Source organism: Desulfovibrio gilichinskyi (genome assembly GCF_900177375.1).
Lineage (GTDB): Bacteria > Desulfobacterota > Desulfovibrionia > Desulfovibrionales > Desulfovibrionaceae > Maridesulfovibrio > Maridesulfovibrio gilichinskyi.
In genome coordinates this window covers 14,039-27,478 of sequence record NZ_FWZU01000008.1, presented here as the reverse complement: position 1 = coordinate 27,478, position 13,440 = coordinate 14,039, and the positions used below count along the sequence as shown (strand labels likewise).

At 44.0% G+C, this 13,440-nt stretch carries 12 protein-coding genes and 1 riboswitch; of the genes, 1 reads left to right on the top strand and 11 read right to left on the bottom strand.

The genetic code is table 11. The annotated features are described in order from the left end of the window. Window positions 1-2: 2 nt before the first annotated feature. Window positions 3-1,997, bottom strand: coding sequence for an ABC-F family ATP-binding cassette domain-containing protein (locus B9N78_RS17295; RefSeq protein WP_085104633.1), 1,995 nt, complete (start codon window positions 1,995-1,997; stop codon window positions 3-5). A gap of 282 nt (window positions 1,998-2,279) precedes the next feature. On the opposite strand from B9N78_RS17295, the gene B9N78_RS17290 reads away from it, so the two are divergent. Then, the gene (locus tag B9N78_RS17290) at window positions 2,280-2,588 is read left to right on the top strand and encodes a GIY-YIG nuclease family protein (protein WP_085104631.1); all 309 of its coding nucleotides are present in this window, start codon (window positions 2,280-2,282) and stop codon (window positions 2,586-2,588) included. On the opposite strand, the gene cobI is transcribed toward B9N78_RS17290, so the two are convergent. The 10 genes from cobI to B9N78_RS17240 form a co-directional block, all read right to left on the bottom strand. Next, the gene (gene cobI, locus B9N78_RS17285) at window positions 2,585-3,298 is read right to left on the bottom strand and encodes a precorrin-2 C(20)-methyltransferase (RefSeq protein WP_085104629.1); all 714 of its coding nucleotides are present in this window, start codon (window positions 3,296-3,298) and stop codon (window positions 2,585-2,587) included. The genes B9N78_RS17290 and cobI overlap by 4 nt on opposite strands. 12 nt (window positions 3,299-3,310) lie before the next feature. Then, window positions 3,311-4,231, bottom strand: coding sequence for an ABC transporter substrate-binding protein (locus B9N78_RS17280; RefSeq protein ID WP_085104627.1), 921 nt, complete (start codon window positions 4,229-4,231; stop codon window positions 3,311-3,313). Continuing rightward, entirely contained in the window at window positions 4,140-4,925 is a 786-nt protein-coding gene (locus B9N78_RS17275; RefSeq protein ID WP_085104625.1) for an ABC transporter ATP-binding protein, read from the bottom strand. The genes B9N78_RS17280 and B9N78_RS17275 overlap by 92 nt, the downstream gene beginning before the upstream one ends. Then, a complete protein-coding gene (locus B9N78_RS17270; RefSeq protein ID WP_085104623.1) occupies window positions 4,922-5,977 on the bottom strand; it encodes a FecCD family ABC transporter permease in 1,056 nt (351 codons plus the stop codon). The genes B9N78_RS17275 and B9N78_RS17270 overlap by 4 nt, the downstream gene beginning before the upstream one ends. Before the next feature lie 28 nt (window positions 5,978-6,005). Further along, on the bottom strand, window positions 6,006-6,905 hold the full coding sequence (locus tag B9N78_RS17265) for a sirohydrochlorin cobaltochelatase (protein WP_085104621.1): 900 nt from the start codon (window positions 6,903-6,905) through the stop codon (window positions 6,006-6,008). Window positions 6,906-7,020: 115 nt separating this feature from the next. Continuing rightward, window positions 7,021-7,220: riboswitch (cobalamin riboswitch) on the bottom strand. Between the two features lie 110 nt (window positions 7,221-7,330). After that, a complete protein-coding gene (locus B9N78_RS17260; RefSeq protein WP_085104619.1) occupies window positions 7,331-8,680 on the bottom strand; it encodes an MATE family efflux transporter in 1,350 nt (449 codons plus the stop codon). A 100-nt stretch (window positions 8,681-8,780) separates the two neighbouring features. Then, window positions 8,781-9,851, bottom strand: coding sequence for a 3-isopropylmalate dehydrogenase (gene leuB, locus B9N78_RS17255; RefSeq protein ID WP_085104617.1), 1,071 nt, complete (start codon window positions 9,849-9,851; stop codon window positions 8,781-8,783). 119 nt (window positions 9,852-9,970) lie between these two features. Continuing rightward, window positions 9,971-10,465 (bottom strand): 3-isopropylmalate dehydratase small subunit, encoded by a 495-nt coding sequence (locus B9N78_RS17250; protein ID WP_085104615.1) that lies wholly within the window; start codon window positions 10,463-10,465, stop codon window positions 9,971-9,973. A 54-nt stretch (window positions 10,466-10,519) separates the two neighbouring features. Beyond that, entirely contained in the window at window positions 10,520-11,779 is a 1,260-nt protein-coding gene (gene leuC, locus B9N78_RS17245; RefSeq protein ID WP_085104613.1) for a 3-isopropylmalate dehydratase large subunit, read from the bottom strand. Further along, window positions 11,772-13,319, bottom strand: a complete 1,548-nt coding sequence (locus tag B9N78_RS17240) for a 2-isopropylmalate synthase (protein ID WP_085104611.1) — start codon at window positions 13,317-13,319, stop codon at window positions 11,772-11,774. The genes leuC and B9N78_RS17240 overlap by 8 nt, the downstream gene beginning before the upstream one ends. Window positions 13,320-13,440: the final 121 nt, after the last annotated feature.

Sequence of the window (13,440 nt, the reverse complement as noted above, 5' to 3'; positions counted from 1 at the left end):
GGCTAATCCTCATCCATAAGCTGCTTTTTGCGCTCTTCAATCTCAGCGATTTCTTTTTCAAGAACAGCCATGTCTTCCATCAAACTTTCAGACCATGATGAGGCTTCGGAATACTTAGAATTAAGTTCAATAGCCGCGCCGCTGTCGTTATATAATTCAGGGTCGTTTAACTTTTCTTCCATTTCCGCCAGTTCTTCAAGAACTTTTTCAAGCTCTTTCTCTAACTTTTCGTACTTTGCAAGACGCGGCTTCAAATCTTTATATAAATTATTTCTAATATCTGCCTGACGACGTTTTTCTTCTTTAGTCAGTTTACGCTTTTCAGGTTTATAATCACTGTCTGAAGTTTTTGAATCAGAACTGCTGCCACCACCGGCAAGCATCTCCTTGCGGTGGGCATCATAATCTGCAAAAGACTGAAAGACCTCAATACCTGTATCAGTCAGCGACCAGATCTCTTCTGCAACTTCCCCAAGCAAATAACGGTCATGAGCTACAAAGAATATAGTCCCGTCATAATCCTTAAGAGCCTGAATCAATCCTTCGCGACTTTCAAGGTCCAGATGGTTGGTAGGTTCATCGAGAATAAGCAGGTTCGCCCTTGAAAGAAATAAACTTGCAAGTATAAGCCTGTTTTTCTCACCTCCGGAAAGAGCTGAGACCGGACGGTCGAAATAAGATTCTCCTAGAAGAAAGAGTCCCAAAACGCCCTTAAGCTGTTCTTCTGTGGTATCCGGGTCGCATAAACGTCTTATTTCCGACAACGCAGTTGCTTCGGTTCTGAGAATTTCACTTTGATGCTGGCTGAAATATGCAAGGCTGGTATTGGGGCCGATCCTTGCGTAACCCGCATTAGCTTCAAGAGTTCCGAGAATAACCTTGAGCAAAGTTGATTTACCGGCTCCGTTAGGAGCTGCCAAAGCAACTTTAGTTCCGCGGAACAGCTGAAAATTTAATAACGGCCACAAGGATGGCGGTTTTCCGTCATATGAAAATTCTAGGTCAACAACGGTTATCGGAGCCTTATCACCGCGAGCAGTTGGAGGCATACGAAAAGCAAGCGCCCTTCCGGCGCGATTGCTCTCAGTTTCATCTTGAATCTTGGACAGATCGTCTTCAAGTTTGCTGACTTTTTTCATTTTAGACTGGGCCTGCGCAGCCTTTCTAGCCTGAGCCTTAAAGCGACGAATATATGAATATTCGTTATCAATTTTAGCAGTCAATTTTGCAGCTTCGCGCGAACGCTGCAAAGAATTTTCCGCGCGCCATTCAATAAACTGCGAGAAGGAACCGCGTCTCACAACAGCTTTGCCGGATCCAAGATACAAAACATGTGTACCGACACGATCAAGAAAAATACGATCATGGGCTACGTATATAACCGCACCTCTAAATGACAAAAGGTAACTTTCAAGCCACTCAACCGCTTCAAGGTCAAGATGGTTGGTAGGTTCATCAAGCAGTAAAATATCTGCGCCCTGCAAAAGTACCCGCCCGAGCTTGGCGCGCTCACGCCATCCACCACTCAGTTCTGCGATTTTACTGAGCATATTATGCTCTGAAAAACCGAGTCCGGTCAAAATTGTACGGGCTTTATGCTCCGGATTATATCCGAACTGGTGTTCAAGGTCGGCCTGACGCTGTGAAAGCCTTTCTATTAACGCCTGATCATTGGTACTGGCGGCTTTTTCCCATTCTTCCCATAAGGAATTCCATGAAGGCAGCGCGGCAAGCACCCAGCTTAAAAGACCATGGTCAAGGTCTTCCTCAGTAAATTCCTGAGCAACATAACCGACTCTGGCGTTCTTAGAGATAGCAATAACACCGGAATCAGGATCGATTTTTCCGGCAACAAGTTTGAGAAGAGTAGATTTACCGCACCCGTTAGGGCCGGTTACGGCAAGACGCATTCCCGCAATAACTTCAAAAGTAAGATCGCTGAAGAGGTCTTCTCCGTTATATGATTTCTCGAGAGATGAAATAGTAACTTTAGGCATTAATTCTCCGATTGAGGGGATATAGCTTTAAAAGCAGATCAGAAATAATATAAGCTTACGAAATGCAGACTGTGCTTTTAAGCGACCGCCCTTCACATATATCAAAATAGATCATAAATTTATTCAGTGTAAGAGAGGGAAAATATCTTCATGCAGCAAGGAAAGCAAGGGAAATGGCATAATCAAATCTAAGATATATTTTTCACAAAACTTATCGATATTCCCAGTCAAAAACGGAGTTGTAGTTTTGACCTCCGCACTTGTCCGGAGTACACCACGTTTATGAAAACATGGTATGTCTATTTACTTCGTTGTAATGACAATTCACTTTACTGCGGGGTCACCACTGACCCGGCACGCAGGCTTGAAGAGCACAACAACGGCGGCAAAAAAGGTGCAAAATATACTCGTTCACGCAGACCTGTAGAAATAGAAGCGGCTGAACCTCTGCCGAACAAAACATCAGCTTACAAACTGGAATACGCAGTAAAGCAAAAGCCATCTACGCAAAAAGCTGCCTTCCTAAGGAAAACAGCTTTAAAGATGCGTAGTGAATTTAAGCAGGAAGATGAATCATCTCAAAACAATTAATCATTATCAGACGCTGTGAGTAGCATCAGCGAGAGATAATGCGTCTTGTCGGGTACGGCGTCTATATCATCATATATGGCTTCGCCTTCAAGTCCAAGACGGGTATAAAATTTAACATCAACATTATTTAGTTTTTTAACAACATTACGCAGCTGCGGAAAATTGCGATATGCTTTTAAAATAATGGCATTATGAGCTTTTGAAATGGTATGGGCAAACTCATCCGCATCCGCTACGCCGGAAGTCAGCAATAAATTCTGCCCCGATTCAACAAGGACCTGACATGATTTTGCAGCTGCCGCCTGATACGAAGTAATTCCAGGAACAACTTCAACTTCAACTTCTGGATAATGTTTTCTTAAGGTGCGAAGCATGTACCCGAAGGTAGAATAAATCAGAGGATCACCAAGAGTCAGAAACGCAGCGTTTTTACCTTCACTTAAATATTTAGCCGCGATCTTACCGTTTTCTTCCCACGCTTCCTGCAACTTGGCTTTATCGCGAGTCATCGGGTATCCCAGTCTCACAATCTCGCACCCTTCGTGCAGATACTCGGACGCAATGCTGAGCGAATGCGAAAAATCATTTTTTGTTGAAGACGCAGCAAAAACAACATCAACCTGTCCAAGAAGCTTAACCGCCCGCACTGTCAACAAATCTGAATCACCGGGGCCGACACCTATGCCATATATTTTACCGTAATTACTCATGAATATTCTCTTTTAATTTTTACTATATAAAAAGTCAGCTAAAGTTTCGACTGCGTCCACATTACGCGGTCCGGGACGCGAAAAAACTGATTCATCAACCTTTAAAACTTTTCCAAGCCGCACAGCTTTAATCATTTTAAAATGATCTCTATCCGCCGGAACAACCGGAGATTGATTCATCCTTCCTGATTGATAAACGTAATTTTCAGGATCAAGACGAAAAACCTCCTCTTCTCCCATGCGTACAATCTTCTTGGAATTCTGCACGCAATTAACGCCGCCGGCCTTATCAATTATATCGGATACGATTGAACCTTGTCCGGCAGCCAAAAGATTCGGATAACGAATCTCAAAAAAAACTCTAGGCTTATCTTTTACAGTGCTAAATCTTTCATTAACCTTATCAAGTCTGGAAGCCATTGAATTTATAAGTTTGTCTGCCCGCTCAGGTTCACCTGTTAATATACCGATTTTATTTATCAAAGCGTAAAGATCATTAAACGATGTAACCGTAAACATTGCGGTCGGAATTCCGCGTTCCTTTATCGGCTCAAGGGCTGACTCTGCCTGAGGCCTTCCCGCCATTTGTAAAACAAGATCGGGATTAAGCGCGACAATAAGCTCAGGATTAGGCCGCATATGAGTTCCGATCGAGGGCAATTTTATAATCTGCGCCGGATAATCATCACCGGAAGTACGAGCAACAATTGTGTCACCTAAATCCATAGCAAAAAGGATCTCATTAAATGCGCCGTACAAAGCGATAATCCGTTTAGCAGGAGCTTTCAGAACAACTTTGTTTCCAAAATCATCAGTTACAGAAACTCCTGCAAAAACAGAATTAGCAGGAATAATCGCCAGAAGGAGAAAAAAGAACTTGAGGAACACCGAGTTGCGGATGTTCGACAATTGAAACAGATGTCTTATAAACATTTGAAATATTATCCTTTGTAACGACTTCAGCAGGCGAGCCGTCAAGCTTTACTTTACCGTTTGATAAAAAGACCAAACGATCAAAATAAAGCGCGGCAAGATTCAAGTCATGAATTACACAAATTATAGTTGCGCCCTGCCGATTCATTTTTTTAAGCATATCAAAAAGTTCGATTTTTCCGGCAACATCAACGCCAGATGCAGCCTCATCAAGGACCATTATTTTTGCCTGCTGCGATACAGTGCGAGCCATCAAAACCCGTTGAAATTCCCCGCCTGAAAGCTCAGACACGGGCCGATCAATCAAATGATTGATACCTATCATTCTTATGGCTTCACCGCAGATATCTTCGTCTTCACTATCATAACCGAAAAAGCCCGAACCGTGCGCATATCGGCCCATCATAACCATGGACTTAACCGTTAAACCAAATGCAGGTTCAACCTTCTGCGGCAGAACTGCCATTATCCCTGCAAGCTCACGGGGACGATAATCACGTACATTTTTCCCGGCAATCTCAACTTTTCCCGAAATCGGACATAACACTCCTGAAAGAGATGAAACTAGAGTAGTTTTGCCGCTTCCGTTAGGACCGAGCACAGCAGTCATTGATCCGGCTGGAAAGCTTAAATTCATACCTTGAAGAACTTCCCGCTTTCCATATCCGGCAGAAAGATTCTGAACGGTAATCATGAACGTGCTCCCTTGAAGCCGCCCCGTAAAACAATGCAGAAGAAAGGACCGCCGAGCAAAGCCGTTACGACTCCGACCGGGAGTTCTTCCCCGCCGGGGAGTAATGAACGGGCAATCACGTCGGACCAGACCAGAAGCAATCCGCCAAGCAACGAGGATGACAGTAACAAAGGCCGATGTTCAGCACCTTGAAACATCCGCACCAGATGAGGAACAATAAGCCCCACAAATCCGATGATTCCGGAAACAGCTACAGCCGCACCGGTTAACAGCCCCGATCCGACAAGCAAAAACAGCCGCACTCTTGATACATCCATACCAAGATGGCGGGCCTGAGTTTCACCTAGTGACAATATATCAAGTTCACGTGAATAATAAATTATGGGAATCATCCCGGCAATAAAGTATGGCAGAAACAGTGTTACATGCTCCCACCCACGGCCCTGAAAACTTCCCATTATCCAGAAAACAATGCTTGTAACAGAGTCTTCATCCAGTGATTTTAGCAATGATATCAACGCAGAAAGAAAAGTCGCTACGACAATTCCTGCCAGTACCATAGTTTCGCGCCTAAGAGTTCCGCCGATTCTGCCGAGCATAAGCACTGCGCCAAGGGCAGCCATAGCTCCGGCAAGAGCGGCAAGAGGGAGAAAAAGCGAACCGAACTTCAGCCACAAACCAGCGCCAAGCACGGTTGAACCGGAGAATATCGCAAGACTGGCTCCGAAAGCCGCACCGCTGCTGATTCCCAACGTAAACGGATCAGCCAGAGGATTTCGCAAAATCCCCTGATAAACGGTTCCGGCAACAGCAAGCGACATCCCAACAAGGAAAGATAGACAAACTCTGCTGAGCCGAAGATCAGTTATAATAAATGATAAAGATGATTTTGAACCTTCCGCTCCGCCTAAGATAACGTTTTTAAAAACATTAAAAACCTGCGCAGCAGAAGTCTCGTATGCACCGAACAAACAGGCGGCAAATACAGAAACAGGAACAAGAAATAAAAGCACAGCAACAGCTCTGCTCCTTCTTTTTTCCATTGTTTCCATATCTTACCGCCTCCTGAATTAAATCGGTTTAATGATCAAGACTGTTGAATGCGGTTTTAAGATGATCAACCCAGATATCCACAACCTGAGGATATTCAGCTGAACCTTTAAGGACCGGCACGCATTTATATCCGGCTTTGGTCAAAATAGATTTCCAAGAGTCTGCATCTTCTCCGGCCATATCATTACGGGCATGGTCACCTGCAACAGACATATACGGAATGAGATAAACTTTCTTTGCTTTCATTTTTGCAAGCTTAGCCATCACGTCATCAAGAGAAGGAGTCCCTTCAACCGTACCTACAAGAATTTTAGGATCGGCCTTGGTAAAATAATACTGTGAACCGGGATAATAAATATTAGCACTGTCAGGTGTTCCGTGCCCCATCAGCACTACAGCATCTTTAGGTTTGCGATCTTTTGGAATACTGGCAATGATAGCTTTAACAGTTCTATCCATATCTTCGTTTGAATAAAGTAAAGGTTTACCAACGGCAATCTTAACCATTCCCTTAGGCATACCTTCAAACTTCATAGCTGTTTCACTAATACCGGAAAATTCTTCTCCGGGGATAGTATGCAACGACTGAACGGCAACATGCGTAAAACCGTCATCCATCATCTTAGCTAGAGCTGTGACAGGAGAATCAACGATGCGGCCTTCTTTTGCCAGAATATGTCTGATTATAGAAGATGAGAAGGCCCAGCGGACAGGTACACCGGGAAATGCTTTTTTGACAGCCTTGTCGATGTTATCAAATGAAACCTGCGCCTGATCCATGCTTGAACCGAAGGCCGCAAGAAGGATACCCTTTTTAACAGGTTTGGAATCGCCGTGTCCGGCTAGAGCAAGTGAAGGGATGAGAAGAAAACAAAGAATGATAAAAGCAAAAACAGCTTTTTGTTGAACCCCAAAACGACACTGCATAACAGTCTCCTTGAATTTGGGGGCTTGAATTAATACAGCCCCTACAGTTACATATATAGTACATGCAACCATAAGGATTTTTGTCAGATAAAAGCCCCGTTATCTGTCAAAACTGAGCACAAGTTATTCTTTGGCAGGTCTTCCGACTCATCCCATCTCACCCGGCCTTCCCGAAATAAATTTCAGTGGCACGCTAGTACGGCTTAAACCATACACGGGGGTCAACTTCACAGGACTTACGGCGGCGGGTCCGTTCCCGAATTTAACGGGATTCCCTTTTAAGCTCTTTCGAGCACCACAAGAGAAAAACTGATATTCTGCTTAGCCTTTGCTGTCAATCACGAAGAAAAATGTTTTCCGGGTAATACTTTTTTTAAAATTCAGCATAGACTTGAATTGCAATTGAAGACAAATAATTTAATTAATTAATTTGAAAGAGATAAAGGAGCTTGTCCTATTCCCGGCCAAATTCTGATCATCCCCAATATTGCTCTGATTGAAGTCCAGATTCCGGCAATTATCCATATCCATAACAACATGTGCTCAGGTTTATAATAGTCTACGACAAGCAACAGTCCGGAGCTTATACCTACAGCAATCAGCATAGCATTTCTAAGATAATGAAAATCTCCGGTCCCTAAGTGAATTCCATCCGTTGCAAAAGAAAGAGCATTAACTGGTTGCAGAAAAGTAACCGCAAGCCATGCCGGTCCGAAAACGGCAGCAGCTTCAGGCGGTACAAGCAGCCAACTGACGGGCTCCTGACCGAAATACATTGCTAGTGTAAGAAAAATTCCAGTACAGAAACTCCACTGGCAGACCAAAACTGCAACTTTTCGCGCCAGCACTCTGTTTGCACTACCCATAAAATACCCGACTAAAGACTGACCGCTGATAGCAAACGCATCGAGGAAAAGTGCTAAGGAAACAAAAAACTGGCGGATAGCCTGATGCGCTGCGCCGGAATCAGCTCCGGCTTTGGTTGCAAATCTGGTACACAGAAGCAAAAATAAACATACTCCTCCTGAACGGATAAACATATCTCCGCCTATCGAAAAAAGTCTTCTGGCATCACTTAGGCTGAAACCTAAATTAAAACCGTAATTCTTTTTAACAACAGAGACTGCCCAGAATGCTCCAATCCACTGACTTATGGAACTCGCCAGTGCTGCTCCCCCGACACCGAGCTGTGGAAACGGCCCATGGCCGAAAACAAGACCCCAATCCAGAAACACGTTAATTAAATTCATACCGACAGCAACATACAATTGGGTCCGCATATCCTGATAGCCGCGCAGTGACCCGAAGCAGGAAAGCGTAACCAGAACAGCCGGTGCTCCTATCAACCTGTATTTCATATAATCAACGGCAAGGATCTGAACATCACCGTCCGCGCCCATAATGTTCGAAATATAACCGAGAAGCGGCAATAGACATACGGCTAAAACTATTCCCAAAACTATTGAAATTGCCACTGCAAGCCAGCAAAGGGAAGAAGCTCTTTCCATATCCCCTTTACCGAGAGCATGTGAAACCTCGGTCTGTGTTCCGACTCCTAAAAATCCGAACACCCAGAAAATTGACGAAAATATCATTGTCCCGATGCCCAGAGAGGCCAGAGATTCTGCGCCGATTTTTGCAACAAAGGCAGTATCAACCAGTCCAGTAACAGGCTCTGCTATCATTGAAAACAGAACAGGTATGGATAAAAAAAGAAGTGTCTTATTAGGACGTTCTTCAAAAGGATGAAGTTTTGCAGGACTGTCAACAGCCATTTAAATATGCCTCCGGCGGCAAATTATTCTATCAAAAAATTAAAACCGCATGCTTTAAATAAGCATGCGGTTTTAATAAACTTATCTTTATCAACAATCTCTACTGAAGATTTTTGATAACAGCCTGACCCATTTCAACACAACCGACAAGGGTACCGCCCTCGTCCATGATATCGCCTGTGCGAAGTCCCTGACTGAGGGTTTTAGCAACAGCTTCTTCGATACATGTTGCTTCAGCAGCCATATCAAAAGAATAACGCAGCATCATGGCAACAGAAAGAATTGTTGCAAGAGGATTAGCTTTATCCTGTCCTGCAATGTCAGGAGCAGATCCGTGAATAGGTTCAAACAAACCAGGATTGCCTTCACCAAGAGAAGCGGAAGGAAGCATACCGATTGAACCGGTAATAACAGCCGCTTCGTCAGAAAGGATATCGCCGAACAGGTTGCCTGTTACGATTACATCAAACTGTGAAGGATCGCGAACAAGCTGCATAGCAGCGTTGTCGACATACATGTGGCTGAGTTCTACATCAGGATAATCAGCGGATACTTCGATAACAATCTCGCGCCATACGCGGGAAACATCAAGTACGTTTGCTTTATCAACTGAACAGAGACGTTTGCTGCGTTTTCGTGCAGCTTCAAAAGCCAACTTAGCGATACGTCTGATTTCGTGCTCACGGTAAACCATGGTGTTGAAGCCGATACGTTCACCGTTTTCAACGCCGGTGCCGCGAGGTTCGCCGAAATAAATTCCACCGGTAAGTTCACGGACAACCATTACGTCTATACCTTTTTCAACGATGTCAGAACGCAGAAAACATGCTTTCTTGAGCTGTGGAAAAAGAGCTGCAGGACGAAGGTTTGCGAACAGAGAAAGTTCTTTACGGATTCCGAGAAGTCCGCGTTCAGGTCTGATAGCCGGATCAATGGTATCCCACTGAGGTCCGCCGACAGCACCGAGCATAACGGCGTCAGCTTCTTTGCAGGCTTTAACTGTTGCATCAGGAAGAGGAACTCCGGTCTTATCAATAGCAATACCGCCGATAAGAGCTTCAGTAACATCAAATGTATGACCGAATTTTTCACCGATAACTTCAAGAACTTTTATTCCCTGAGCCATTATCTCAGGCCCGATTCCGTCACCGGGCATAACACATATTTTCATCGTCTTATCCTTATTCATCTATCTTCACTACTTAGTGAAGGTTTTAGCCGCTGAATTAAACAGAGAAGCTGAAAATATCTATCCACATGGAAAATATTTCACGCCTGACTCTCAGCGAATTAATTACCCATGCGTTTTTTAACGTAATCAACAAGTCCGCCGGCATCCAGAATTTCTTTCATGAATGGAGGAACAGGAGCACATGTGATTGTTTCACCGGTTGTGATATTCTTGATTGTTCCTTTTTCAGCATCAACTTCAAGCTGATCGCCGTCACCGAGCTTTTTAAAATCGTCACCGACTTCAAGCAGGATGAGACCCATGTTAAATCCGTTGCGATAAAAAATACGGGCAAAACTTTTTGCAACAACAACTGGAATACCTGCTCCTAAAAGGGAAATCGGAGCATGTTCGCGAGATGATCCGCAACCGAAGTTTTCATCGGCTACCATGATATCATTCTTTTTAACGCGTTTAATCCAGCCTGCTTCAAGTCCTTCCATGCAGTTTGCGCCGAGTTCTGCGGCGTCGGTAGTAACAAGAAAACGTGCAGGGATGATTGCGTCGGTATCAATATGTGCTCCGACTCTATGCGCTGTACCTGTGATAGTCATATTTATTCTCCTTGGGATTAGGATTTAATTAAATCAAATTTATTAGTGAAACTTCTACAAAGCTGAAGGATCGATGATTTCACCGGCAATAGCACTTGCAGCAGCAACAGCAGGGTTGGAAAGGAATACTTCACTCTGCAAGCTTCCCATACGGCCCTTGAAGTTACGGTTTGTTGTTGCAATTACTCTTTCACCGCCTGCGAGGATTCCCATGTGACCGCCGAGGCAGGGACCACAGGTTGCAGGTCCGACAATTGCGCCGGCATCCATGAATATTTCGAGCAATCCTTCTTTAAGAGCCTGTTTCCAGATAGAAGGAGTAGCGGGAAGAATGATCAATCTTACATTCTTATCAGCTTTACGTCCTTTAAGGATTGCAGCAGCTTCTCTAAGGTCGGAGATACGACCGTTTGTGCAGGAACCGATAACAGCCTGATTAATCTTCATGTTTTTAACTTCATCAACAGGCTTAACATTTTCAGGCAGATGAGGACATGCAATCTGAGGTTTCATGCCTGTCACATCCATTTTTACGATTCTTTCGTATACTGCGCCTGCGTCAGCGGAAAGGAGTGAATCTCCGGTTCTTCCGGCAGCAACGCAATATTCAAGAGTTTTTGCATCAACAGGGAACAGACCGACTTTACCGCCGGCTTCAATTGCCATGTTTGCAATGGTCATGCGACCTTCAACAGAAAGATTATTTACAGCTGAACCGCTGAATTCAAGAGCTTTATAGAGAGCTCCAGAAACACCGATTTCACCGATAAGACGCAGGATATAATCCTTTGCGCCGACATATTTGCCGGGAGTTCCTTCAATTTCAACCTTAACGGAAGGCGGAACTTTGAACCATGTTTCACCAAGAGCCATAGCTCCGGCAATATCAGTTGAGCCCATACCGGTAGCAAAAGCACCGAGGCCGCCGTAAGTACAGGTATGACTGTCTGCACCGATTACGATGTCAGCAGGACCGACAAGGCCGAGCTCCGGCAAAAGTGCGTGTTCTACGCCGCAGTCTCCGCCTTCATAATAATGAGTAATATTTTTTTCGTGTGCGAATTCACGGACAACTTTAACCTGCTCTGCAGAATCAATGTCTTTATTCGGTGTGAAATGGTCACAGACGAGGGCAACTTTGTCTTTATTAAAAACTTCTTTTGCGCCCATTGCTCTGAAAGATTTAATTGCAAGAGGAGCAGTAATGTCATTTGCAAGGACTAAAGAGACTTTGCAACGTACAATCTGTCCGACTTCTTTAACAACTTCATCAGTATGAGCTTGTAAAATTTTTTCCGCTAATGTTTTAGGCATTGTGCTTCTCCTGTTTCATGCGTTCAACTCTGTTTATGGCATTTATATAAGCTTTAGCGCTGGCAACTATAATATCTTCGTCAGAGCCTCGACCAATAGATTTTATACCGTCATCAACAATATGGACCATAACCGCACCCTGTGCGTCTGCGCCGCCAGTAACTGCGTTTACAGAATAAAGTTCCAGTTTGGGGTTTCCGCCTACCAATTTATTGATAGTTGAAAAAACTGCATTGATTGGCCCTTCACCGAAACCGACTTCTCGAATTTCTACCGGATTATCCTTATCTTTTCTGAAATCTTCCAGAACAACAGCAGCGTGAGGAGAAACACCCGAAGTTCCTGAAAAAACCGACAAATCTTTAACCCTGAACAGGTCATGAATGCGGTAGGCTTTTTCCAAAACAAGAGCTTCAACGTCCTCATCAAAAATCTGTTCTTTCTTATCAGCTAAAATTTTAATAGCTTTAAAGACTTCTGCAATCTGATCATCATTTAATTCATAACCCATCTCGCGAAGCTTTGATCCCAAGGCGTTTCTGCCGGAATGTTTGCCAAGCACAATAGAAGTGCCTTTTTTGCCTATGGATTCAGGAGTCATAATTTCATAAGTCTGGCGATTCTTAAGCATTCCGTCCTGATGAATTCCCGACTCATGAGCAAAAGCGTTAGCACCGACAATTGCTTTGTAAGGCGAAATAGGCTGTCCGATTGTACTTGCAAGTCTGCGGCATGCCGGAAACAACTGCTCTGTTACAATGGAAGTTTCGATATCATAATAATCTTTGCGGGTGTGCAGCCCCATAACAACTTCTTCAAGCGAGGCATTACCTGCACGTTCACCGATACCGGAAAGAGTGACTTCTGCCTGTCTGGCTCCGGCTTTAATTGCGGCCAGAGTATTTGCAGTCGCAAGGCCGAGATCATTATGACAATGAACGCTGAAAACAGCCTTATGACTGTTCGGGACAGTTTTCAGCAAATAAGCGATTAATCTGCCGAATTCTTCCGGCTGTGCGTAACCGACTGTATCTGGAATGTTGATTGTTGTTGCGCCTTCATTAATAACAGCTTCAACAATCTCTGCCAAAAATTCCCAGCGTGAACGGGAAGCATCTTCAGCAGAAAATTCAACGTTAGGAGTCAGTGAAACAGCATGACGTACTGCCTTCTTAGCCATTTCTAATATTTCAGCAGGTTCTTTGTTGAACTTATGCTTCATGTGAATATCTGATGTGGCAATAAAGGTATGGATGCGGGGATTTTTAGCATATTTCACAGCTTCGTAAGCACGGTCGATATCAGAGATAAGAGCCCTGCAAAGTCCGGCAACCTGAATTTTATCTACCGACTGAGCTATCTCTTTAACAGCTTCAAAATCGCCCTGACTTGCAGCAGGAAAACCTGCTTCAATAATATCAACTCCAAGCATTTCCAGCTGACGGGCCATGGTAATTTTTTCGTTGATATTCATGGTTGCGCCGGGGGACTGTTCACCATCACGTAAGGTCGTATCAAAAATATATACTTTTTCGGACATTTTTATTCTCCTGTCTGCCTGTAAAATAAAGCCGTTAGGCAGATTATTTCAAAATTTCACTGGATATAGCTATAGAACACTTTGGGAGACTAAGATTTACCGTCCCCCAAAAGATTTTATG

Coding starts and splice junctions, on each gene's coding strand:
- B9N78_RS17295 (WP_085104633.1), bottom strand. CDS start 1,997: ATGCCTAAAGTTACTATTTCATCTCTCGAGAAATCATATAACGGAGAA.
- B9N78_RS17290 (WP_085104631.1), top strand. CDS start 2,280: ATGAAAACATGGTATGTCTATTTACTTCGTTGTAATGACAATTCACTT.
- cobI (WP_085104629.1), bottom strand. CDS start 3,298: ATGAGTAATTACGGTAAAATATATGGCATAGGTGTCGGCCCCGGTGAT.
- B9N78_RS17280 (WP_085104627.1), bottom strand. CDS start 4,231: ATGTTTATAAGACATCTGTTTCAATTGTCGAACATCCGCAACTCGGTG.
- B9N78_RS17275 (WP_085104625.1), bottom strand. CDS start 4,925: ATGATTACCGTTCAGAATCTTTCTGCCGGATATGGAAAGCGGGAAGTT.
- B9N78_RS17270 (WP_085104623.1), bottom strand. CDS start 5,977: ATGGAAACAATGGAAAAAAGAAGGAGCAGAGCTGTTGCTGTGCTTTTA.
- B9N78_RS17265 (WP_085104621.1), bottom strand. CDS start 6,905: ATGCAGTGTCGTTTTGGGGTTCAACAAAAAGCTGTTTTTGCTTTTATC.
- B9N78_RS17260 (WP_085104619.1), bottom strand. CDS start 8,680: ATGGCTGTTGACAGTCCTGCAAAACTTCATCCTTTTGAAGAACGTCCT.
- leuB (WP_085104617.1), bottom strand. CDS start 9,851: ATGAAAATATGTGTTATGCCCGGTGACGGAATCGGGCCTGAGATAATG.
- B9N78_RS17250 (WP_085104615.1), bottom strand. CDS start 10,465: ATGACTATCACAGGTACAGCGCATAGAGTCGGAGCACATATTGATACC.
- leuC (WP_085104613.1), bottom strand. CDS start 11,779: ATGCCTAAAACATTAGCGGAAAAAATTTTACAAGCTCATACTGATGAA.
- B9N78_RS17240 (WP_085104611.1), bottom strand. CDS start 13,319: ATGTCCGAAAAAGTATATATTTTTGATACGACCTTACGTGATGGTGAA.